The organism is Natrinema sp. DC36, from assembly GCF_020405225.1.
Taxonomy (GTDB): Archaea; Halobacteriota; Halobacteria; order Halobacteriales; family Natrialbaceae; genus Natrinema.
Map to the genome: position 1 here is coordinate 1,589,577 of NZ_CP084472.1, position 23,212 is coordinate 1,612,788.

22 protein-coding genes are annotated in these 23,212 nt (G+C 64.3%); 9 read left to right on the forward strand and 13 right to left on the reverse strand.

Annotation, left to right across the window (positions count from 1 at the left end; translation table 11 throughout):
- Positions 1-111 precede the first annotated feature (111 nt).
- Positions 112-522 carry a hypothetical protein gene (locus LDH74_RS08505; protein WP_226042074.1) on the reverse strand — a complete coding sequence of 137 codons (411 nt, stop codon included), beginning with the start codon at positions 520-522 and terminating at the stop codon, positions 112-114.
- Positions 523-694: 172 nt separating this feature from the next.
- A complete protein-coding gene (locus LDH74_RS08510; RefSeq protein ID WP_226042075.1) occupies positions 695-1,069 on the reverse strand; it encodes a VOC family protein in 375 nt (124 codons plus the stop codon).
- 163 nt (positions 1,070-1,232) lie between these two features.
- Here LDH74_RS08510 and LDH74_RS08515 point away from each other — a divergent pair, with 163 nt between their 5' ends.
- Complete coding sequence (locus LDH74_RS08515; protein ID WP_226042076.1) at positions 1,233-2,468, forward strand: Zn-dependent hydrolase; 1,236 nt, start codon at positions 1,233-1,235, stop codon at positions 2,466-2,468.
- A gap of 75 nt (positions 2,469-2,543) precedes the next feature.
- Here LDH74_RS08515 and LDH74_RS08520 read toward each other — a convergent pair whose 3' ends face one another.
- Positions 2,544-3,926, reverse strand: a complete 1,383-nt coding sequence (locus LDH74_RS08520) for an amidohydrolase family protein (RefSeq protein WP_226042077.1) — start codon at positions 3,924-3,926, stop codon at positions 2,544-2,546.
- Positions 3,927-4,130: 204 nt separating this feature from the next.
- On the opposite strand from LDH74_RS08520, the gene LDH74_RS08525 reads away from it, so the two are divergent.
- The 5 genes from LDH74_RS08525 (at position 4,131) to LDH74_RS08545 (ending at position 9,943) form a co-directional block, all read left to right on the forward strand.
- The gene (locus LDH74_RS08525) at positions 4,131-5,729 is read left to right on the forward strand and encodes a solute carrier family 23 protein (protein WP_226042078.1); all 1,599 of its coding nucleotides are present in this window, start codon (positions 4,131-4,133) and stop codon (positions 5,727-5,729) included.
- Between the two features lie 194 nt (positions 5,730-5,923).
- Complete coding sequence (locus LDH74_RS08530) at positions 5,924-7,135, forward strand: molybdopterin molybdotransferase MoeA (protein WP_226042079.1); 1,212 nt, start codon at positions 5,924-5,926, stop codon at positions 7,133-7,135.
- Positions 7,136-7,237: 102 nt separating this feature from the next.
- On the forward strand, positions 7,238-8,443 hold the full coding sequence (locus tag LDH74_RS08535; RefSeq protein WP_226042080.1) for a CaiB/BaiF CoA-transferase family protein: 1,206 nt from the start codon (positions 7,238-7,240) through the stop codon (positions 8,441-8,443).
- 16 nt (positions 8,444-8,459) lie between these two features.
- Positions 8,460-9,605, forward strand: a complete 1,146-nt coding sequence (locus LDH74_RS08540) for a thiolase family protein (RefSeq protein WP_226042081.1) — start codon at positions 8,460-8,462, stop codon at positions 9,603-9,605.
- Positions 9,602-9,943 carry an OB-fold domain-containing protein gene (locus LDH74_RS08545; RefSeq protein WP_226042082.1) on the forward strand — a complete coding sequence of 114 codons (342 nt, stop codon included), beginning with the start codon at positions 9,602-9,604 and terminating at the stop codon, positions 9,941-9,943. Before LDH74_RS08540 ends, LDH74_RS08545 begins: the two co-directional genes overlap by 4 nt.
- Positions 9,944-10,130: 187 nt before the next feature.
- Here LDH74_RS08545 and LDH74_RS08550 read toward each other — a convergent pair whose 3' ends face one another.
- The 10 genes from LDH74_RS08550 to LDH74_RS08595 form a co-directional block, all read right to left on the reverse strand.
- Entirely contained in the window at positions 10,131-10,904 is a 774-nt protein-coding gene (locus tag LDH74_RS08550) for an urease accessory UreF family protein (protein WP_226042083.1), read from the reverse strand.
- Complete coding sequence (gene ureE, locus LDH74_RS08555; RefSeq protein ID WP_226042084.1) at positions 10,894-11,553, reverse strand: urease accessory protein UreE; 660 nt, start codon at positions 11,551-11,553, stop codon at positions 10,894-10,896. The genes LDH74_RS08550 and ureE overlap by 11 nt, the downstream gene beginning before the upstream one ends.
- On the reverse strand, positions 11,553-12,524 hold the full coding sequence (locus LDH74_RS08560; protein ID WP_226042085.1) for an urease accessory protein UreD: 972 nt from the start codon (positions 12,522-12,524) through the stop codon (positions 11,553-11,555). The genes ureE and LDH74_RS08560 overlap by 1 nt, the downstream gene beginning before the upstream one ends.
- Complete coding sequence (gene ureG, locus LDH74_RS08565) at positions 12,521-13,141, reverse strand: urease accessory protein UreG (RefSeq protein WP_226042086.1); 621 nt, start codon at positions 13,139-13,141, stop codon at positions 12,521-12,523. Before ureG ends, LDH74_RS08560 begins: the two co-directional genes overlap by 4 nt.
- On the reverse strand, positions 13,141-13,581 hold the full coding sequence (locus LDH74_RS08570; protein WP_226042513.1) for an urease subunit gamma: 441 nt from the start codon (positions 13,579-13,581) through the stop codon (positions 13,141-13,143). Before LDH74_RS08570 ends, ureG begins: the two co-directional genes overlap by 1 nt.
- Before the next feature lie 143 nt (positions 13,582-13,724).
- Positions 13,725-15,431 carry an urease subunit alpha gene (gene ureC / locus LDH74_RS08575; protein WP_226042087.1) on the reverse strand — a complete coding sequence of 569 codons (1,707 nt, stop codon included), beginning with the start codon at positions 15,429-15,431 and terminating at the stop codon, positions 13,725-13,727.
- Entirely contained in the window at positions 15,428-15,814 is a 387-nt protein-coding gene (locus LDH74_RS08580; protein ID WP_226042088.1) for an urease subunit beta, read from the reverse strand. Before LDH74_RS08580 ends, ureC begins: the two co-directional genes overlap by 4 nt.
- A 65-nt stretch (positions 15,815-15,879) precedes the next feature.
- The gene (locus tag LDH74_RS08585; protein ID WP_226042089.1) at positions 15,880-16,038 is read right to left on the reverse strand and encodes a hypothetical protein; all 159 of its coding nucleotides are present in this window, start codon (positions 16,036-16,038) and stop codon (positions 15,880-15,882) included.
- Positions 16,039-17,110: 1,072 nt separating this feature from the next.
- A complete protein-coding gene (locus tag LDH74_RS08590) occupies positions 17,111-17,350 on the reverse strand; it encodes a DUF2061 domain-containing protein (RefSeq protein ID WP_226042090.1) in 240 nt (79 codons plus the stop codon).
- 333 nt (positions 17,351-17,683) lie between these two features.
- Positions 17,684-18,712, reverse strand: coding sequence for an LLM class flavin-dependent oxidoreductase (locus tag LDH74_RS08595; protein WP_226042091.1), 1,029 nt, complete (start codon positions 18,710-18,712; stop codon positions 17,684-17,686).
- A 255-nt stretch (positions 18,713-18,967) separates the two neighbouring features.
- Here LDH74_RS08595 and lonB point away from each other — a divergent pair, with 255 nt between their 5' ends.
- The 3 genes from lonB (at position 18,968) to LDH74_RS08610 (ending at position 22,617) form a co-directional block, all read left to right on the forward strand.
- Positions 18,968-21,109: an ATP-dependent protease LonB gene (gene lonB / locus LDH74_RS08600; protein WP_226042092.1), complete on the forward strand. Its 2,142-nt coding sequence runs from the start codon at positions 18,968-18,970 to the stop codon at positions 21,107-21,109.
- A 141-nt stretch (positions 21,110-21,250) separates the two neighbouring features.
- Positions 21,251-21,397 (forward strand): hypothetical protein, encoded by a 147-nt coding sequence (locus LDH74_RS08605; RefSeq protein ID WP_226042093.1) that lies wholly within the window; start codon positions 21,251-21,253, stop codon positions 21,395-21,397.
- 182 nt (positions 21,398-21,579) lie between these two features.
- Entirely contained in the window at positions 21,580-22,617 is a 1,038-nt protein-coding gene (locus LDH74_RS08610) for a sodium:calcium antiporter (RefSeq protein WP_226042094.1), read from the forward strand.
- Positions 22,618-23,212: the final 595 nt, after the last annotated feature.

Genomic DNA, 23,212 nt, shown 5'->3' on the forward strand with positions numbered 1-23,212 from the left:
TGGTGTATATCGAACAGTTATATAGTGACGCCGTTTCGACGAATCGGAAGGGCGTGACGAGCGGGGATCACGAAAAACGGGCACCGTGACGAGTCTGTATCCAGATGGGGGTCACTCCGACAGACGTGGACGAAGCGCCTCGTAGGCAGCGTTCGGACGCTCGGGAAACACTGTGAGCGGTTTCGTGCGACCGGTGACTTTGAACGAGAGCTTGCCGCGCTTCCGGTACGTCACGAAGAGGCTCGCGACGCCGACGGCGGCGAACGCGATGCCGCCGAGTACGTGTTCCGTCGTCGAGTATCCGCCGAATACGACGAGTCCGACGCTGAGCACGGCGAGAAACCAATCGAAGGCGTTGTACTCGACCTCTACGACGTCCTCGAAGGCAATGCGTATCGGTTCTCCATCGCCGCGAGCGACGTAGATGTGGTCCGCTGTGATCGCGAACGCGTCGCCGCGACGAAGTGCGAACGTCTCCGCGGCAGCGGCGTCGACATCGTCGAGCGCGTTGTCGGTGGTCACGAGTACAGCATGAGCGGTCACTGTCGTTACTGTTATGGTCGGGTCGAGGATCGCACTCCCAACCGGACCCTCGAGCGGGCAGACTGGGACGTGCGGACGAAAGCGGATACCGACTACCCGCGGGACAACGAGGTGGAGACGCTGTGTGACAGCGAGGACGAGTCCGCGCGACTTAGACCGGTTGAACGAACTCGACGACGTAGCCGTCAGGATCGTAGACGAACGCCGCTCGCCTGTTCGCCGCGTCGAACGTCGTCGGTTCGAGGTGGACGTCGCACCCGCTCTCCTCGAGGACCCGCGCGAAGGTCGCGTCGACGTCCTCGACCGAGAACGCGAGGTGGTCGATACCCGACGGATCGACGGCCCCGTCGGCGTTCGGGTCGAACTTGAACTGGAGGGAAGCGCCGGCGTCGGTTCCGACGTAATAGTTAACGACGCCGTCGTCTCCCGTGAACTCTCGCTGGTACTCCAGCCCGAGCACCCCCTCGTAGAAATCGGTCGTCGCCTCGAGGTCGCTCACCGTGACGGCAGTGTGTGTGGCGTGCATACCCCACGAACGAGCCCACGTCTACATATACCTTGGTTCCACCGCGACGAAACCGCAGTATTGTATCGATGTGTCCGATTATCGGGGAGAAGGAGGAGCAGTATTCGAGTATTTCTCCGTCATTGGGACAAGAGCTAATACGTGCCGTGACAGTCGTGAACGTATGTCGATTGGGATTGACAGGGAGCGGTTCGTCGAGACGATGAAAGAACAGGCGACGATCGGCGGCACGGACGACGGCGGCCTCCACCGGCTAGCGCTGTCCGACGAGGACAGGGAGATCCGGGACTGGTTCCGCGAGCAGCTCGAGGAACTCGGGCTCGACGTCCGAATCGACGAATTCGGAAACACGTTCGGGCGTCGCGAGGGCGCGGATCCCGACGCCGCGCCGGTCCTGGTCGGGTCGCACCTCGACTCCCAGCCGTACGGGGGGATCTACGACGGGGCACTCGGCGTGATCGCCCCCCTCGAATTACTTCGCACACTCGAGGAGGACGGGATCGAGACCGAACACCCGATAGAGATCGTCAACTGGACGAACGAGGAGGGGTCGCGCTTTCAGCCGGCGATGCAGGGCAGCGGCGTCTGGGTCGGTGCCCACGACATCGAGACGGAGTACGAGCGGACCGACGAGAACGGCGATCGGCTGGTCGACGAGCTCGAACGGATCGGGTACCGGGGCGACGTCCCGGCCGAACCCCAGGAGGAGTACGAGGCGTACCTCGAGCTTCACGTCGAGCAAGGTCCGTACCTCGAACTGGAGGGCAAGGAGGTCGGCGTCGTGACGGGCGTCGTCGGATTCTACTGGGGTGCGATCACGTACTACGGCGAAGCCGACCACTCGGGTCCGACTCCGATGCACTTCCGCAACGACGCGCTCGTCGGGGCCGCCGACGTGATCACGCAGGTCCGTCGCATCCCGAGCACGCTGGGCGATCGAACCGTCGGAACGGTCGGCTACGTCGACGCGCAGCCGAACTCGATCAACATCATCCCCGAGGAGGTGACGTTCACGTTCGGATTCCGGGACCCGTCCGACGACATCGTCGAGGAGGCGAAACGCCGAGTGCTCGCCGAAGCGGAGGCGGCAGCGGATCGAGAGGGCCTCGAGTGGGAGTGGGAGAAACGCCACGAGTCGGACAGCGTGCGCTTCGCCGACACGTGCGTCGACGCCGTGCAGGCGTCGGCCGACGAACTCGGCTACGACAGCATGCGCATCTTCAGCGGCGCCGGCCACGACGCCGTCCACCTCGCCGACGTCTGTGATACCAGCATGGTGTTCGCGGTCAGCGAGGACGGCAAGAGCCACACCGAAGCGGAGTACACGAGCTGGGACGACTGCTACTCGTCGGCGAACACGATCGCCAACGCGGCGTTCCGACTCGCAAACGGCGAGTAGTCGACAAAAATAGCCGAGTACGCGGGCGGACACCGGACGGCCGCCGGCCGATACCGGATTGGTCCTCGGCCCAGATCAGAACTCCCAGTCGGGGAGGTCCCGCTCGACGAACTGGCCGTGTCCGGGCTCCCCGACGATTTCGCCGTCGTCGGCTACGAGTTCGCCCCGAACGAAGGTCTTCTCGACGCGACCGGTGACCTCTCTGCCCTCGTAGATGGAGAAATCGGCGACGCTCGCGTTGTCCTCGGCGTCGATGGTGTCGGACGCGTCGGGATCGAACACGAGGACGTCGGCGTCGGTCCCCGGTTCGAGCGTTCCCTTCGAGGAAAGCCCGAACACTCGAGCCGGGTTCGTACACATCGCGCGAACGAGGAACGGATACGAGTAGCCGCGCTCGTTGACCGCTTCGTCGTGGAACACCGGCAGGCTCGTCTGGAGGGCGTTCGCGCCGAACTTGCTGTCCCACCAGTTCTCGACCTGTTTGCTCTCCTCCGTGTACCCGCAGTGGTCCGTCGAGACGACGTCGAGCGTTCCGCGCTCGAGGTGCTCGAACATCGCCTCGTTGTCGTCGGGTTTCCGAATCGGCGGGGCGATCATCGGGAGGTGCCCCATCTCCTCGAAGATGGAATCGTCCAGCGTCGTGTAGTGGGTACACGTCTCCGCCCGGATCATCTCCTCGCCGAACTCCTCCCGGAACTGCGCGAGCACCTCGGCGGACTTCCGACAGGTCGTGTGGATCCCGTAGTACCGACACCCCGCCTCCATCGCCATCCGGACGGCGTCCTCGGCGGCCATCGCTTCCGCGTAATCCGGCCGCGACTGTGGATACCATTCGGGATCTCCCTTCCCCTCGGCCTGGAAGCGCTCGGCCAGATAATCACAGAGAGCGCCGTCTTCGGAGTGCAAGACGGCGACCGCGTCGTGGTCGGCCAGTTCGCCGAACGTCCGGTCCATGAACCCGTTCGTCAACCCGAACTCGTAGGCGGTGAACAGCTTGAACGTAGGGACGCCAGCCTCGATAACGGCCTCGAACTCCTCGAAGACCCCCTCGTCTTCTCGAGTGATCGCGGCGTGGAGTCCGAAGTCGACGACCGGGTTCTCCGCTTTGTCGCGTTTGCGCTCGATTCCCTCCAGAAGCGACCCCTCCTCGTCCCACAGGCTCGTCTCGCCGACCCAGGCCTGCCAGGCGAAGTCGATGAACGTGGTCGTTCCGCCGAGGGCCGCCGCCTTGGAGGCGCTTTCGTAGGTGTCGAACGAGAACATGTCGTCGATGTGGACGTGGGGATCGACCACGCCGGGCAGCACCAGTCTGTCAGTCGCGTCGACGACCGTCTCGGCGTCGCTCATCTCGTCGCCGTCCCCGACGGCAACGATGCGTTCGCCGATGATTCCGACATCGGCCTCGAACATGTCCGTGGCCGTGACGACGGTCCCTCCTCGTATGAGTATGTCTACCATATACGATCGTATTTAGATAGAACAATCAAATATAGATTTCGGTCAAATATGGAAGTTATTATTCCGACTTCGGACCGGCTCTATGCAATAAATGCGGATATTTTTGAACATGCTTTGTCAAGAGCTAGCAACAGACTTAAGTAATTGTCTTTGAATTATGAGGGATGTGGGGATGACAGCTCTTCACACAATCGGAGCCACGATATGACAGACAACGATCCACCGAACGACGGCGACGGCATAGCCGCTGCAGAGGGGAACATTCCGGCCCCACAGGAGTCGGATTTCGTCGAATACAGCATCGAAGACAAACCGCCGCTCCTCGAGTCGATACTGTTGGGGTTCCAGCACTACCTTACGATGATCGGTTCGACCATCGCTATCCCGCTGGTCCTCATCGGGGCGATGCAGGGTGCGGGCGCGTCCATGCCCGCGTCGGCCCAGGCGCAACTGATCGGGACCTTCTTCGTCGTTTCGGGCGTCGCGACCCTCGCGCAGACGACGATCGGTAACCGGTACCCGATCGTTCAGGGCGGGACGTTCTCGATGATCGCCCCCGCACTCGCGATCATCGCCGCCCTCGGCGCCCAGGGCGTCGGGTACGAACTCATGCTGCGGGAGCTACAGGGTGCGATCATCGTCGCAGCGCTAGTCGAAGTGGTGATCGGCTACACCGGCGTAATGGGTGCACTGAAACGGTTCCTTTCGCCGGTCGTTATCGCACCGACCATCGCGCTGATCGGTCTCGCCCTGTTCAATACGCCACAGATCACGAGCGGGGCCCAGGACTGGTGGCTGTTCGGCCTCACCCTGGTGCTCATCATCGCGTTCTCACAGTACCTCGACAAGTACCACAGCGTGTTCCGACTGTTCCCGATCCTCCTCGGCGTCGGTCTCGCGTGGATTATCGCCGCCCTTCTCTCGGTGGGCGGCGTCTACGGCACCGGCGCAGCTGGATACGTGGACTTCGGAGCCGTCACCTCGGCGTCCGCGATTCAGCCCGTCTCGCCGTTCCAGTGGGGTATGCCCACATTCACGACGTCGTTCATCATCGGAATGTTCGCCGGCGTCGTCGCGTCCATGATAGAGAGCTACGGCGACTACTTCGCCGTCGCCCGCCTCTCGGGAATGGCCGCACCCAGCAAGAAACGCATCAACCACGGCATCGGCATGGAAGGACTCGGTAACCTGTTCGCCGGCATCATGGGGACCGGGAACGGATCGACCTCCTACTCGGAGAACGTCGGCGCCATCGGGATCACCGGCGTGGCGTCCCGCTACGTCGTCCAGATCGGTGCGCTCGTCATGTTGGTCGTCGGCTACGTCGGCTACTTCGGTCAACTGGTCGCGACCATCCCCAATCCGATCGTCGGGGCACTGTTCCTCGCGATGTTCGGACAGATCACCGCGGTCGGTCTCTCGAACCTGAAGTACGTCGATCTCGATAAGAACCGGAACGTGTTCATCGTCGGTCTCGCGCTGTTCTCGGGGCTCGCGATTCCGAACTACATCAGCAACGTCGGGGCCGTAACCGACTTCCAGGCCGGACTCGAGGGCGTCGCCGTCCTCGGCCCGGTGTTGGGAACCGAACTCGTCTCGCAGACGCTGTTCGTCATCCTCGGCACGGGAATGGCCATCGGTGGCATCATCGCGTTCGTCCTCGATAACACCATCGAGGGAACGACCGAAGAACGCGGGCTCGACGCCTGGGACGAGCTCTCGGAGGACGAAGACGACTTCGTTAGCGTCTTCGATCGGCTCCGCTCGGACGGCGGATCGAAACCCGTCGATCGCGCGGACTGATCGCCGATCACCGAACGCCGATCGTCGCGCTTCCTCGGCCGGTCGAGGAAGACGACCAGGAGCGGTTCACGTTTCGCGACGAAGCCGACCCGTGGGACCGTTTCTCTCGACCGCAACGAACGACTCGGCGAGCGCTGCGGCGCCGCGATCGTCCCAACCGAACCTTTTTTTCCGGTCACTGACGATTCTGGGGCATGGACGATCACGATGAGATGCTTTGGCGGCGAGAGGCCGTCGACCACGTTCTCGCCGCTCGCGAGGAGTTCCTCGAGGATCGAGCGACGTCGACCGTTCCGGTCGCCGAGATCGCCGGCCGTCGCCTCGCCGAGCCGGTCGTCGCCGAGACGGCCCAGCCGACGATCGATCGCGCCACCATGGACGGCTACGCGTTCGCCGCCGGCGACGACGGGCCACTCGAGATCGTCGAGAACGCGGTGTTCCCGGAGACGAAACCGCCCGCGCTCGAGGCCGGACAGGCGATCGAGATCGCCACGGGGGCGCCGCTTCCCGACCGGGCCGACACCGTCGTCAAGCGCGAGGACGCGGTCGTCGACGGCGACCGCCTGCGGACGCCCGACCTCGCGGCCGGAACGTACGTCTACGAGCGCGGCTCGAACGTCGAGGCCGGCGAGCGACTCTACGCGGCCGGTGATCGGCTCACCGCGCTCGACGCCATTTTGCTTCGGGACCTCGGTCGGGAGTCGGTCGTCGTCACCGCGCCGCTGTCGGTCGCGGTGCTCGCCACGGGAACCGAGATCCACGAGGGCCGGCACACGGACCTCGATTCGCCGATGCTCCGTAACCTGGTTCGGTCCTGGGGGCACTCCCCCTCGTATCGGGGATCGGTCCCCGACGAGGGCGACCGAGTCGAACGGCGGATCGCCGACCTCGCGAGCGAGGCCGACGTGGTCGTCACCACCGGCGGGACGAGCGTCGGCAAGAAGGACTACGTGATCGACGCGCTCGAGTCCCTCGGCGACGTCGTCTTCCACAGGGTTCGGATCCGACCGGGGAAGCCGATCGCCGTCGCTCGGTTGCCCGACCACGACGCCCTGGCCGTCGCTATTCCCGGAAAACCGATCGGGGCGTACGTGAGCGCCGCCCTCGTCGCACGTCCGCTGTTCACGGGCGATCGAACGACGCCGACGCTCGAGCGAACGTTCACCCACGACGTCGGACTCGGCCCTGAGGGCTTCGAGTACGCGATTCCGGTCACCCTCGAGGACGACGACGCCACGCCGCTCGGGCACGTGGACTCCCCGCTCGCGGTGTACGAGGAGACGTTCGACCCCAGCGTGCTCTCCTCGAGTTCGCGCGCGGCGGCCGCCGACGGCTTCGTGCTCACGACCGAGCCCCTCGACGCCGGAGCGCGGGTGGACGTGATTCCGACGGACAGTCTCGAATGAGGCGAGGCTGGGTGATCTCGACGGCCACCCTCGAATGCGTCGGAGTCGGAACTGCCGATAGGAAGGTTTTTTGCCGACTGTCCGAATCACTCATGGTATCACATGACTACCGGTGATCGCATTCTCGACGGCGTGAGAGTCGTCGATCTGACCACGTTCGTTACCGGCGGCTTCTGCTCGCTGATGCTCGCCAATCAGGGGGCGGAAGTAATCAAAGTCGAGCGGCCCGGCGTCGGCGACGACAACCGACACTCGGGCCCGCCGTTCATCGACGGCGAGTCGCCGTACTTCTGGACGGTCAACTACGGCAAGAAGAGCGTCGAACTCGACCTGAAGAGCGACGCCGGACGGGAGGCGCTGTACGACCTCGCGAGCGAGGCCGACGTCTTCCTCCAGAACTACCGCCCCGGGACGGCCGAGCGCCTCGACGTCGACGAAGAGACGATCCGTTCGCACAACGACGACGTCATCTACTGTGCGATTTCGGCGTTCGGACAGACGGGACCCTGGCGCGAACGGCCCGGCTACGATCTGCTGATTCAGGGGATGAGCGGCATGATGAGCGTCACCGGAGAGCCCGACGGTCGGCCGGTGAAAGTCGGCCTCCCGACGACCGATCTCATCACCGGAATGTGGGCTGCCTTCGGTATTTCGAACGCGCTCTACCGGCGCGAGCGGACGGGCGAGGGCGAGTACATCGATCTCGGCATGCTCGACGCCGCGCTTCCGTGGCTGACGAAACAGGCCGGCAAGGTGTTCGCGGGCGAGTGCCCCTCGCGCATGGGAACGAAAGATCCGGTGCTCGCTCCTTACCAGACGTTCGAGACCGCCGACGGCTACCTCAACGTCGCCTGTCTCAATCAGAAGCTCTGGAACGGGCTGTGCCAGGCGATCGATCGCCCCGAACTGGCCGACGACGAGCGCTTCGAGACGAACGCCGACCGCGTCGAACACATGGACGAACTCGAGAGCGAGCTCGAACGGACGTTCCGTGAGCTGACGACCGACGAGTGGATGACCCTGCTGGTCGACGAGGCGGGGCTTCCGGCGGGTCCGGTACACGACGTCGAGGACGCGCTGTACAACGAGCAGACGGCGGCTCGTGAGTCGGTCACGTCGATGGAACACCCGGAACACGGCGAGATTCCCGTGATCGAGCACCCGTTGAAGTACGACCGCTCGAGCAGCGGCTTCGAGTCGCCGCCCCCGAAACTGGGCGAGGACACCCGGAGCGTCTTCCGTGACCTCGGCTACGACGAGGAGAAACTGGACGAACTCACCGATCGCGGCGCGTTCGGGTCGGAGTGATGGGAGGTCGATCGAGATGACCGACGCGTTCGTTACCGGCGTCGGAATGACGCGATTCGAATCCGAGAGTGCCGGATCTGCACTCGAGTTAGCCGAACGGGCGGCGTGGCGAGCCCTCTCCGACGCTGCCGTCGAACCTGCGGACGTGACGTCCGTCCACGTCGGCAACATGGCGGCCGAGGCGTTCGAGGGGCGAACGGGGCTCGAGAACGCCCTCTGCGGTGCCCTCGGCGTCGAGGGAGCGATCGCGGATCGGATCGAGAACACCAGCGCGAGCGGTGCGAGCGCCGTCCTTCGCGCCGTCCACGCGCTCGAGGCGGGCGCGTCGTCGCGCGCCCTCGTCGTCGGCGTCGAGACGATGACGTCCGCCGAGACGGACGCGGCGACGGAGCTCATCAGTCGTCTCGTCCACGACCGGGAGTACGCGCAGGGCGTCACCCTCCCGTCGTTCGCGGGACTCGCGGCCGAGCACTACCTGCGGACGTACGACGTCGATCCGTCTGCGTTCGCGCGGGTGGCCGTCAAGAATCACCGCAACGCCGCGACGAATCCGTACGCGCAGTTTCAGGAGCCGATCACGCTCGAGGAGGCGCGAACCTCGCCGCCCGTCGCGGAACCCCTTCGCCTGTACGACTGCTGTCCGACGAGCGACGGTGCCGCCGCGGTCGTCCTCGAGAAGTCAGAAGAAACGGACGGGATCCGGGTGGCGAGCGTCACCGGCGCGACCGGCACCCACGCGGTCGCCGAACGACCGAATCCGCTCGAGATCGAGAGCGTCGAGCGGGCCGGTCGGCGGGCGCTGACCGACGCGAACGTCACGCGGAATGACGTCGACGTCGCCTGTATTCACGACGCGTTCACGATCCTCGAGTTGCTCGAACTCGAGGAGCTGGGGTTCTACGACCCCGGCGACGCCTGGCGGGCGACGGCGGACGGCGAAACGGCCCTCGACGGACGGCTGCCGGTCAATCCCGGCGGCGGACTCAAGGCTCGCGGCCATCCGCTCGGCGCGACCGGCGTCGCCCAGATAATCGAACTGACCTGGCAGTTGCGCGGCGACGCCCCCGAGGAGCGACGCGTCGAGAATCCGCGGACGGGGCTGGCGCTCAACGTCGCCGGATTCGGAAACAACGCGGTCTGTACGATCCTGCAGGGACCATGACTCGAGACGTTCCGACCGACCACGCGTTCGTCTGTGAATCGTGCGGAAACCGCTGGTATTACACGCGCGAGCGGTGCTCGGAGTGTCGGTCGACGGCGACCCACTCCTACCGGCTTCGGGAGGGAACCGTCGTCACCGCGACGACCGTCCACGCGACGCCGCCCGGCGTTCGCTCGCCGAACCGGCTCGGGATGGTGCGGTTCGACGGCGACGTGACGATCGTCGCACAGCTCGGAGACGACAGTTCGGCCGGCGATACCGTGCGGTTCGGAGATGTCTCGGTCCTTCGAGAGGGCGATCGATCCACCTCCGGGCCCCGGCTCGTCGGACTCGAGTGAGCCCGTTTCCGGCTCGGTGAATTCGGGGACGCTGCGATACTCGACTCGGTAGTTTCGAGCGGGTGTGACTGCTTCTAGCGTCGCGATCGAAGAACAACTGCGGCGTCTACGGGCTGCTGACACTGTGTCCCGCCGCGTTCGTCTGGCGGATCGTGGGTGCACTGGAACTGACCGACGGTACTCCGTCTCAGCTCATGAACAGCCGTCTCCCGGCGCGTTCGTGGTTCATTCCCATGATTTCGGCTAGTGGGGCGAACGACGCCATCGCCGCCGGCTCGTCGTCGACGTGGCGCTCGCAGACCTCGGTTATCGTGGGCTCGAGTCGCTCGAGCACGGACTGGATCTCGGTGTGTCCGAACCGACCGAGCCGCTGGGCCGCCCCGAGCAGCCCCGACACGAACGAGTAGGCGTGTGCGAGACAGGCCTCGAGTCGCGAGAGGCCCCGCGACGCGGTGACGACCCCGAAGACGACCGGATAGTGGCCCGGCGTCGAACCGATATCGACGGCGTCGGCGACGGCGGTCGCGAACTCGCCACCGTCGGTCGCCGCTTCGGTCGCGTCGGACGAGGCTCCGTGCCCGTGCCCGTTCCTCTCCCCCGCGTTCGAGCCCGCCGTCCCGTTCGACCCGAACAGTTCGGAGAGCTTCGCGCCCGCCTTGGTCGAACTCTCGCGGAACTCTCGAGGCAGGGTCACCGCGTGGAGTCGCTCGTCGACGGCCAGCAGCCGCTCGAGATCGGCGTCTGCGCACGCGGCGTGGGCGTTCGCCAGCGCGACGGTTTCGCAGGGACCGACCACGCGACGGAGGTAGGCCGCGAGCAATTCCCGCAGATCGTCGCCGGTCTCGACCCGATCCTCGTTGATGTACTGCTCGAGGCCGTAGGAGGTCGTGTAGCCGCCGACGGGAAGAAACGAATCCGAGAGTCGGAGCGCCGTCAGGAACGAACTCGGGTCAGTGGTCATGGCGAGAGTCGTGCGGTTGTTCGTGTGTGTGGTCGCGACCGTGAGCGTGGTCGTGATCGTGGGAGTGACCGTTCTCGTGCCCATGACCGTGTCCAGACCCGTGCCCGTGTCCGTGCTCCGAGCCGTGATTGACGCCGCGTGCGCCGCCGGGATCCGCGTCCTCGAGATCGGTCACGAACAGGTCGGCCTCGACGGTCGTCTCGCGGATTTCCGAGCCGGGGACGACGTCGGCGACGACCCGCTCGACGATGTGGCGATCGGCCTCGAGCGGGACGTAGACGTCCCCGTCGTCGATCGCGAGATCCCAGTGCTGGTTGCCGATTCGGTGGCCGAGTTCGACCGCCGCCTCGAGTCGCTCGGCCGTCGCGTCGGGCAGCGAGACGACCAGCGCGTCGCGGGGTTCGAACGCGACGACTATCAGCCGGTCGTCCTCGGCCAGCAACACGTCGCCCGCCGAGACCGCGGCCTTGTCCACGACGACGCCGACGTCGGTGCCCGCATCCGTCGTCGCCCGGAACCGCGACCGCCGACGGTCGTCCGCGTCGATGACGACGCGCTCGAGCGTGCCCGCAGACTCGTGGTCGGCGTACAGCGCCGCGAGGTCGTCGTCGGCGTGGACGTTGCCGACGATACCGTCGATTCGTTCCATCAGTATCGCCGGTCGGCGGGTACGCCGACCCCCAGTAGCTGTCGTCTCGTCGCGTCCCACGCGGCGCGCAGCGTCTCGGTCACGTCCGCCTCCCGGTGGCCGAGGAGACGGACGACTGCGCCGACGTCGTGGGGGAGCCGCGAGACGCCGGCCTCGACGCCGTCGCGGTCCGCGATCTCGTCGTAGATCCCGTCGATCAGTGTCTCGAGGTCGCTCTCGCCCGGCGCGGTCGCGTCGTCGCGATCGTCACCGCTCGGTGCGAAGACGTACAGCGAGCCGACGACGCCGTACTCGCCGACGCTGGCCGGATCGCGCGGATCGCGCTCGTTCGGTCGCAGGTCGACCGCGTCGGCACAGACCAATCGCCCGTCGTGTTCGGCCTCGACGCGCGACTGGTAGTGATCGAAGCCGAACGGCTCGTGATCGCTCAGTCCGTCCGGAACGAGGACGTCGGCCATCACGACGACCGCATCGTCTGCCAGTTCGACGTCGACCGTCTGGAGACAGCGCGCGTCCTCGTTAACGATCGTCGGTCCCGGAACGTACTCGAGGTAGCTCCCCTCGGCCGCCCGGAGCGCGGTGTTCAGGTGGGCGTAGTTCGCGTTCATGCTGTGGACCTTCGTCGCGCTCTGGGTCGTCACGTGCGCTCGCGCCCCCGCTCGAGCGTCGATGCGCATCCGGTGGCGGTCACCCTGGGCGACGCCGCCGGTCGGCTCCTGTGCGACCAGCGTCGTCAGACCGGGCACCGGATCGGTGTCGAGCGTCCCCGTCAGGTGGTAGGGGACCGTCACGCGGTCGCGGATCAGCCGGGTCGGTCCATCGCTCCGCCTGGCGAACGTCGCCTCGAGCAGGCCGTTCTTCCCGGGACCCCCAGCGGGCGCCTGGGCGAGCGATTCGTCTGCGTAGGCCTCGAAAGACGGCGGAAGGGAGAGTCCGTCGTCCGCGGTCGTCCCCGAGCGCCCCGCACTCACGCGAACAGCACCTCCCGCTCGACGTGCTCGAGGACCGCGTCGATCCCCTCGCCGTCCTTGCAGTTGGTGAAGACGAACGGGTCGTCGCCCCGCACCGCGTTCGTATCGTCCTCGATCACCTGCAAGTCGGCGTCGACGTGCGGTGCGAGGTCCGTTTTATTGACGACCAGCAGGTCGGCCTGCATGACGCCAGGGCCGCGCTTTCGGGGGATGTCCTCGCCCTCCGCGACGCTGATGACGAACAGGAAGTAGTCGGCCAGTTCGGGGTTGAAGGTCGCGGCGAGGTTGTCGCCGCCGCTCTCGACGAGGACCACGTCCAGATCGGGGTGGCGTTCGGTGAACTCGTCGATCGCGGCGAGGTTCATGGAGGGGTCCTCGCGGATGCCCGTGTGCGGACAGGCGCCCGTTTCGACCCCCTCGACGAGGTCCGCGGGTAGCAGATCGGCGAACGACTCCCGGAAGACGTCGGCGTCCTCCTGCGTCATGATATCGTTGGCGATGACGCCGACCTCGTAGCCCCGGTCGACGAGTTCGGGGACGATCCGCCGGACCATCGCCGTCTTCCCGGAGCCGACGGGGCCGCCGAGACCGACTTTCGCGACGTCGCGGTACCCCATCAGTCTCCCTCCGTGGGTTCGGGGCCGCCGCCCGTGGTACGTGCCTCGCTCGAGTCGTCGCTTCCCAGTGCGTCGGGATCGGTCACGACGTCCTCGTCGGGGTCCGGATCGACCGTCTCGAGTTGGTCGGGACCGTCCGCGCGAATCGGATCGTGAACGGTCACCAGCTTGGTTCCGTCGGGGAAGACGGGCTCGATCTGGATCATGTCGACCATCGCCGGAACGCCGTCCATGACGTCCTCGCGGGTGAGTAACTGGGTCGCCTCCGAGCGGATCTGCGCGACGGACTTGCCCTCGCGGGCGGCCTCGCAGGCCCAGTCGGAGATGTACGCGACCGTCTCGGGGTGGTTGAGCTTCACGCCGCGGTCCTTTCGCCGGCGGGCGAGTTCGGCGGCCACGAACACCGTCAGTCGCTCCATCTCCTTGGGCGAGAGGTTCATCGGTCCCCCTCCGTTCGGACGGGAGTTTGGTTCGAGCGACTCGAGCGCGGCGTCCTCGAGGCGGTCGAACTCGAGCACTCGGTCGTCGGTCGCAGCGTCGATACGGTCGGAATCGTCGGTGTGGTTGTCTTGCGGTCCATGATTCAGAGCAGGTATCGCTGCGCCAGCGGGACTTCGTCGGCCGGGTCACAGGTGACGTGTTCGCCGTCGACCTCAACCTCGAACGTCTGCGCGTCGATTTCGATGTCGTCCGGGCAGTGATCGTTGTGCAGCATATCCGATTTTCGAACCGATCGCGTGCCGCTGACGGGCCGGACGGGCGTTTTCAGGTCGTAGGCATCGCCGACCTCGTTCTCGTCGGCGGCCTCGCTGACGAACGTCACCGAGAGGCCGTGTTTCGCTCGCCCCTGTGCGCCGGCGCGTTCGCGACCGATCACCGGCTCGCAGGTCATCAGCGAGCCGTTGGCCTCGCCCATCTGGGACCAGACCGGGAAGCCGCCCTTGATGACGACTTCCGGCTTGCTGCCGAAGAAGGCCGGGTCCCACAGCGCGATGTCCGCGAGTTTTCCGGGCTCGAGCGAGCCGACGTAGTCGTCGATTCCCGCCGTGATCGCGGGGTTGATCGTGTACTTGGCGACGTAGCGCTCGATGCGAGCGTTGTCAGCCTCGGTGCCCTCATCCGCCTCGAGCGGGCCGCGCTGGGCTTTCATCTTGTGGGCGGTCTGCCACGTCCGACACACCATCTCGGCCATCCGGCCCATCGCCTGCGAGTCGGTGGTCATCATCGAGATGGCGCCGGTGTCGTGGAGGACGTCCTCCGCGCCGAGCGTCTCCGCGCGGATGCGCGACTCGGCGAAGGCTACGTCCTCGGGGACGTCCGGATTGAGGTGGTGACAGACCATCACCATGTCGAGGTGTTCGTCGAACGTGTTCTCGGTGTAGGGCATCGACGGGTTCGTCGACGACGGCAGCATGTGCTCGTGGCCGATCAGTTCGAGCACGTCCGGCGCGTGGCCGCCGCCGGCGCCCTCGATGTGGAACGTGTGGATCGCGCGGCCGTCGATGGCGTCGAAGGTGTCCTCGACGAACCCCGACTCATTCAGGGTGTCCGTGTGGATACAGACCTGGACGTCCTCCTCGTCGGCCACCTCGAGGCAGGTATCGATCGCCGCCGGCGTGGAGCCCCAGTCCTCGTGGAGTTTCAGGCCGCACGCGCCGGCCTCGACCTGCTCGTGGAGCGATTCCGGTCGGCTGCTGTTGCCCTTCCCGTAGAAGCCGACGTTGACGGGCCAGTCCTCGGCCGCCTGCAGGAACCGCTGGATGTTCCGCGGGCCGGGCGTACACGTCGTGGCACCGCCGCCGAACCCGCCCCCGAGCATCGTCGTCACGCCCGAGGCGAGCGCGTGGTCGACCAGTTGTGGGCTGTTGAAGTGGACGTGGATGTCGAGCGCGCCGGGCGTCGCGATCAGCCCGTCGGCGGGGATGGTGTCGGTGCTCTGCCCGATCACCATGTCGACGCCGTCCATCGTGTCTGGGTTGCCCGCCTTTCCGACGCCGACGATCTTCCCGTTACGGACGCCGATGTCGCCTTTGCAGACGCCCAGTACGGGATCGATGATCACGACGTTCGTAAAGACCCAGTCGAGGGTCCCTTCGGCCTGCGTCGTGCCGGATTGCATCCCCATCCCGTCGCGCATCGTCTTCCCGCCGCCGAAGACCGCCTCCTCGCCGGGGACGCCGTAGTCGGTCTCGATCTTCGCGAACAGGTTCGTATCGCCCAGCCGAAGCCGGTCGCCCTCGGTCGCGCCGAACAGTTCCGTGTACTCCCTGCGCGGGAGTTCCCGGCTCATTCGTCGGCCTCCGCGATATAGCCCCGCTCTCGAGCGCGCTCGATCGCTCGAGCCCGCACGTCCTCGTCGTCGAGGTCGCCGCCGACCAGGCCGCCCATCCCGTGAACGATTCGGTCGCCGCCGATATCGACGAGATCGACCTCGCGTTCGCAGCCGGGCTCGAATCGAACGGCCGTCCCCGCCGGAATATCCAGTCGGGTTCCGTACGCCGACTCGCGATCGAACTCGAGTCCCGGGTTCGCCTCGAAGAAGTGAAAGTGTGAGCCGACCTGTGCGGGCCGGTCGCCGGTGTTCTCGACCGTCACCGTCGTCGTCGGCCGTCCCTCGTTTATCGGTACCGGCTCGTCGGCCGGGAGCAACTCACCCGGAACGAACTCGCTCATTCCTCGATCACTCCGGACGCGGTATCGGAGACCGTGATAACACGTGTACTCGTCATTGGTAGCGGTCAGTTGTTTGCGGCGTCCCGCTGTGGACGGATCCAGTCGCGCAGCCGATCCGAGACCGAACCGAGTCCGAGTCCCGCCACGAACGAGAGGAAACTGGGGACGAGTATCCAGAGGAGATCGGGGTGCTGTGCACCGGTGTGTAACGGAGCTTCGAGCATACACGTTCCCCATAGCTGATTACGGCAGTTAATATCCTGATGGCGGCTATATTTGCCATACCTACAGCTAAATCTGGCATTCTCTGTGGAAACGAGACGTGTTTTCGATCAAAGTCCACTGTTCGTCCACGACGTTGAAATAGTCGATCCGATCTTGTAGCGCTACGACGGCATCGATACTAGCTGTCAGCGAGACCGCGGAGTCGATGTGGACTCGAGAACGAGTTCCACCGGTGCGGAAACGCTCGCGAATATCCGTCGCGGGATCAATTTCGGCTCCCATCCGGTCACATTTCGGCTCGTCATCGCTCTGTCGACTCCCATTTCCGTGGATGATCGTACTCCGGGGAGCGCGAAGCGATGCTACGAGATCGTTCGATCGAGTACCGCGCTCCACCTGGCCATAGTACCGATTTCGAATAATGTATCTATTTCATAGAGGTCGGCGTCAATCGGTTGAAATTGAGGTGCTACAATCGGGTGCAAAAAGCTGACCGACGACCGAGCGACGGGAACGACGGAATCCCGTTTCGGCCGACGAAACTGCGATCCGACTCGATACTCAGCGCGACTAGCTGGCCGCTCCCGTCGATCCCGTAACCAGCTTATTCGACGTATTCGACGTTTCTCGACTCGAGAGGCACCACTATCATCTCTCGTCTCACTACGTTTAAAGAGAAACATGACATCACAGTCGCCGCGTTCCCCGTCGAGTCCGCATCCCGAATCTACGCTGCACTCCATCGCCACGAACTCCAATTTCGAGACGACATGTATGGGACTCGGAACGCTTCCAGAAATATAATATATATTAGGGATCTTGATAAGTGTCTGTTCCAATATTATTGTGGCAGGGGATTCGATAACCGCCGAAAGGCGGTTGCAGAGCGATGCATATATTGGAAGAATCAGCTCTGAATGACCTCACCGCTCGGTCACGGAGATGGTGCTCATCCGCACCTCCGATGAACCGCTTTGCGTGGCTCCGAATCGAGTGGATCTGAGAACGGATCGAGTACTCTCGTCGGCTCAGACGCCGAGCGAGCCGGTACGAGCGAGGACTCGACGGAGATTACGAGTCAGGCAGTACCCCCCACGAGATGTGGTCCCACGTCCGCTCATAGACGTAGTACGTCCCCGTCTTCAGTAAATTAGTTATGAGACCGATATTTATCGCGGCGCTTACGTCCCCGACGATCAGCCACGCGACGAGTATCGTGATCAGCATCATGAACAGCCGGTAGCAGAGCGTTTTGACGATAGCCCGTTTCCGGGCCTGAATCGCTGACCGGGAGACCACGTTCCGTCCCATACTGCGTTCTCGGAGAGTGACCCCATAAATAACCACTATTGGGTACATAATTGCCGACTAGTAACTAGAATGGGTTTCGTGTCGAGTAGTCCGTTCCAGCGATGCCCTGCTCCCGCTGCTCGAGTTCGTTCCAGGGGGTGTCGAGACTCGTGAACGATCGTTCGGTCACCACTCCCGGGTCGGTACGGGAAAAGGTAGACCGTTCGTTTGGAGAGGATACCGACGGCTGCCAGTCGCTGGGAGGGAGTGTCCGGAAGAGTGATCACCGGGAGGGGAGCCGCTCCGCTGAAAGCCCCGATTCCCGACAGCGGTCTCCGATACTGGCAGCCCCCGTCAGCGAGACGTGAGGCCGACGCCATCGGCCAGCAATTCGTGAGAGCGGAGCGCGTCGTCGTGGTCGGCGACGACGTGTTGGATCATCACTTCGTCGACGCCGACGCGATCTGCGAGTTGCTCCAACAGGCCCGCGAGCGTGTCCGGATCGCCGGAAATAGCGCGCGGCCACTCGTCGGGACCGAGCGTTGCAGGCGTTGGCTCGGGGACGCCACCGAGTTCGTCGATGGCCTCCTCGATGGACGGTCTGGTGCCGACCTCTCCGCGTTGCATCCGCTTGAACGACGCCTCAGCCACCGCTCGCACCCGTGCCGCCTCCTCGTCGGTCTCGGCACAGACCGCGTTCACCGCGATCATCCCCTGGGGCTCGTCGATGCCGTCGGCCAGCCGTGACGGCTGGAACTGCTCGCGATACGCCTCGAACGAACGCGCGGCCAACTGCGGCCGAATGAACGCCGCGAAACAGTACCGCAAGCCGAGTTCGCCCGCGATAGCCGCGCTGGAGGGACTCGAGCCGAGCACCCACGGCACCGGTTCGTCCTCGCCGGAGCGCGGGAGCTCGAGGTCGCTGTAGGCGTGCCCCTCGGGATAGTCGTCGTAGAGGTGATCGATGACGGCCTCGATTTTCTCGGCGTGGTCGTCGTCGGGATTCTGCACGCGCCGGTCCGTCCCGAGGGCGCGGTCGGCGGCCGGCGACCCGTTCGCCCGCCCGAGACCCGCGTCGATGCGACCCGGTGCGAGCGCGTCCAGCGCGCCGAACTGTTCGGCGACCTTGAACGGGCTGTAGTGGTTGAGCAACACCGCCCCCGAGCCGAGGCGGATCGAGTCGGTTTCGGCGGCGAGGTGCCCGAGCAATACCTCGGGCGTCGTCCCCGCGATCCTGTTCGCCATTCCGTGGTGTTCGGCGACCCAGAACCGCGAGTAACCGAGTCGTTCGGCCTGCTGTGCCGCTTCAACGGTGTTCGCGTAGGCATCGGTTGCGGTGCCGTCGTCGGGAACTGGAGACAGATCGACGGCGGAGAGTTCCATATCCGGTTTCGGTGACTACGAGGGATAACAGTTCGGTTAGTGGACCCTCGCGCTGTGATACGCTCGCCCGTTCGCACGATTTCGCCTCGATGATCGTCTCTCCGCTTTCCCACAGACGGAACACGGAGTCGCCATCGGTGCCTGTTTTCCGGCGACAACCGTTGTATTCCACGAGAGACGCAACTGCCACTATCCACCATATGGAGAAAGTATATCTGTCGCAATCCCCTCGCCTTCGATACTGAATCGAATTCTATGAGTAACAATACAGACGTTGATGACTCTCCCGAAGACGCTTCGGACACCGCCGACGAGGAACGGTCCGAGCGGCAGGGAGATCAGTCGTCGCTCGAGGAGGACGGCAACCGTCGTCCCGACGTCGACGAGCCGATCGACGAGTTCGAGCCGTCGTCCGACGAGGAAGAGGGAGACGACATCGAGACCGTCGACGACCTGGGGAGTACGGTCGAGGTCGATCCCGGCGTCGAGGTCGACGAGGAGATCGCCGAGGACGACCTGCTGGGCGGTCTGAAGATCGACTCGACGGAGGACATCGAAGTCCCCGATCGACTCGTCGATCAGGTCATCGGTCAGGACGAAGCACGAGACATAATTATCAAGGCGGCGAAGCAGCGCCGCCACGTCATGATGATCGGCTCGCCGGGGACCGGCAAGTCGATGCTGGCGAAGGCGATGAGCCAACTGCTTCCGCAGGAAGACCTGCAGGACGTCTTAGTCTATCCCAACCCGGACGACGACAACGAGCCGAAAGTACGGACCGTCCCTGCCGGAAAGGGCGACCAGATCGTCGCCGCTCACAGGGAGGAGGCAAACAAGCACAACCGGCGGCGCTCGATCCTGATGTGGGTCATTATCGCAGCCATTATCGGGTACGCTATTATCGTCGGTCCTCTCCTGCTCGGTTTCCTTGCAGCGGGAGTCATCTGGCTGATCTTTCGGACCATGGGCAATGGTGGGGACGCGATGGTGCCGAACCTGCTCGTCAACAACGGCGAGCAGCGCGTTGCCCCCTTCGAGGACGCGACCGGTGCCCACGCCGGCGCGCTGCTGGGCGACGTCCGCCACGACCCCTTCCAGTCCGGCGGTATGGGGACTCCGAGTCACGAACGGGTCGAACCCGGCTCGATCCACAAGTCCAACAAGGGCGTGTTGTTCCTCGACGAGATCAACACGCTCGATATCCGGACCCAGCAGAAGCTGATGACGGCGATCCAGGAGGGCGAGTTCTCCATTACGGGCCAGTCCGAGCGCTCCTCGGGTGCAATGGTCCAGACCGAACCCGTCTCCTGTGACTTCATCATGGTCGCCGCGGGGAACCTCGACGCCATGGAGAACATGCACCCCGCGCTCCGCAACCGGATCAAGGGGTACGGCTACGAGGTCTACATGGACGACACCATCGAGGACACCCCCGAGATGCGGCGCAAGTACGCCCGCTTCATCGCTCAGGAGGTCGAACGCGACGGCCGCCTCCCCCACTTCACCGACGACGCCGTCGAGGAACTTCTCCTCGAGGCCAAGCGGCGCTCGGGTCGGAAAAACCACCTCACGCTACACTTCCGTACCCTCGGCGGGTTGGTCCGCGTCGCGGGGGACATCGCCCGCGCCGAGGATCGCGAGTACACCACTCGAGACGACGTTCTTCGAGCCAAAGACCGATCGCGCTCGATCGAGCAACAGCTCGCCGACGACTACATCGAGCGCCGCAAGGACTACGAGCTACAGGTCAACGACGGCGGCGTCGAGGGCCGCGTCAACGGCCTCGCCGTCATGGGCGAGGACTCCGGTATCATGCTCCCCGTGATGGCCGAGATCGCGCCCGCGCAGGGCGGCGGTCAGGTGATCGCGACCGGTCAGCTCAAGGAGATGGCCGAGGAGTCGGTCCAGAACGTCTCCGCGATCATCAAGAAGTTCTCCGACGTCGATCTCTCGGAGAAGGACGTCCACATCCAGTTCGTCCAGGCCGGCGAAGGCGGTGTCGACGGTGACTCCGCCTCCATCACGGTGGCGACCGCCGTCATCAGCGCGCTCGAGGACATTCCAATCGACCAGTCGATCGCGATGACCGGCTCGCTCTCCGTGCGCGGTGACGTGCTACCGGTCGGCGGGGTCACCCACAAGATCGAAGCCGCCGCGAAGGCCGGCTGCACCAAGGTCATCATCCCCGAAGCGAACGAGCAGGACGTGATGATCGAGGACGAGTACGAGGAGATGGTCGAGATCATCCCCTGTTCGAACATCAGCGAAGTCCTCGACGTCGCCCTCATGGGCGAACCGAAGAAGGACTCGCTGGTCGACCGGCTAAAGTCGATCACCGGCACGACGTTCGATCAGGGTACCGTCGGCTCGACCGCCGGCTCGAATCCGAGTCTGTAGACGCTGCCTCGAGAGCCGACGTTCGTCGGTATCGCGACTGGGCATCCTCGCTCTACCGTGCGACTCACGGCAAATTCCGTACGACACTCACGTTCAGATGCAGTGAGAAACGTCTACTACCTCTTTGACGGTCAGGTCTCTGTGACTAACTACAGCTGTCGCTACGTCAACTACCCCACAGCACACCTGATCGGACGACGCGAGCGCGGTTCGGAGCGAGCGCGGTTCGGAGCGAACACAGTGAGCGAGAACCGCGGGGATGCGAACGGTGAGCGAAGCGAGCCGTGAGCGAACACAGTGAGCGAGAACCGCCGATGATGCGATCAGTGTGTGATTCGTTTCAGTGGCTACTCTCGGTTAGTTATCAATCAGTGATACCATCTCCCATACGCTCCCCGACGGTCTCTGCAACGAACCCATGCAAGGGGTAATAGAATCATTAAAAGGATCCGAGTCGGTATCGACAGGCAATGCCCCTCGGTGGTGTACTCCCGGACGTGCCCGTTGTCAATGGGCTCGTCATCGTCGTCGCAACTGGCTTCATCTGGTTTGGCAGTAACTGGCTCGAGGACTCGGCGGAACACCTCTCGGCGTACTACGGATTGCCAGCAGTCGTCCAGGGATCGATCGTCGTCGCTATCGGCTCGAGCTTTCCCGAGTTGTCGAGCGTCGTCTTCACGTCGCTCGCCGGAACGTTCAACATGGGTATCGGGGCGATCGTCGGTTCCGCTATCTTCAACATTCTCGTCATCCCCGCACTCTCCGGGATCGCGACGGACGGCGACCTGGACACGAACCGGGCCATCGTGTACAAGGAAGCACAGTTCTACATGATCGCCGTCGCCGCGCTGATCATCACCTTCGCACTCGCCGTCATCTACGTTCCCGTTCCCGACGGACCCGAATTCGCCGGACGGCTCACGCGTCCGTTGGCGTTGCTCCCCCTCCTCCTCTACGGGTTGTATCTCTTCATCCAGTGGCAAGACGTCAGCGACTACGAGGGCGAAGACGCACCTGCCGGGATTTCCGTCGGTCGCGAGTGGGGAAAACTCGCTGTCGGCTTACTCGTCATCCTCGTGGCCGTCGAACAGCTGGTCGGCGGTGTCGAGTCGCTTAGCCACACGTTCGGTATCCCCGAGTTCCTCGCCGGTGTCACCATCATCGCGGCGGCGACGAGCCTTCCGGACACGCTCGTGAGCGTCCGGTCTGCCAAGGCGGACAAGGGGATCACGAGTCTCGGGAACGTGCTCGGGTCGAACACGTTCGATCTCCTGGTAGCGATTCCGATCGGCGTTCTCATCGTCGGGAGCGTGTCCGTCGATTTCGCGGTAGCCGTCCCGATGCTCGGAGTCCTCACCCTGGCCACCGTTCTCTTGTTCACGTTTTTGCGCACCGATCTCTCGGTTACGAGGCGGGAGTCGGTCGTGCTACTCCTGGCCTACGGCCTGTTCGTCACGTGGATCATCGCCGAAACCGTCGGCGTGACCCACCTTCTCAAGGGAACGTAGCAGGTAACTGAGATATCTCGGCCCGTGGGACGAAGATGTCCGGTCCAAGTTCCTCAAGGGCGGCCGGCACCGCGAACGGCCACCATTGTGGGTTTGGATCACGCGGTGAGTCGGTAGCGATCCACTCCGAGAAATGCGGATCCCCTCCTTCCGAGATCGAATCACGTTCCGACGTGAAGCCACTACCCACGTTGTTACACCGATCTCGGACCCACTCTTAGATCGACACAGCGTGGGAATGGAGGCTCAAATGCTGGCCACCGGCCGGCATTTCTCGAGGTACCGATCTACCATGAAGACGGTTCTACTCACGATACCAGATATACATCGGAGGGACGTCGCTCGAGATTCGGTGGTGGTTTTCTCGAGAAGCCTCAAAAGACCCGGAGAGCCGGGGGCAACGGCCGCCGCCGGGTGAGGCTGGGACAATGTTAGGGGTGCAATTGGATCGTCCATGTCGCGTAGTGGGAAACGCGACGGTGAGACTATTCGGTGCGACTTTTATCAATTTCGTCCCAATTCCAACTTTCTCGGAATCGTCCCTGCACGTCACTACAGCCGCTGTACAGTGGGAGTCGAACGTTCTCACGGTTCT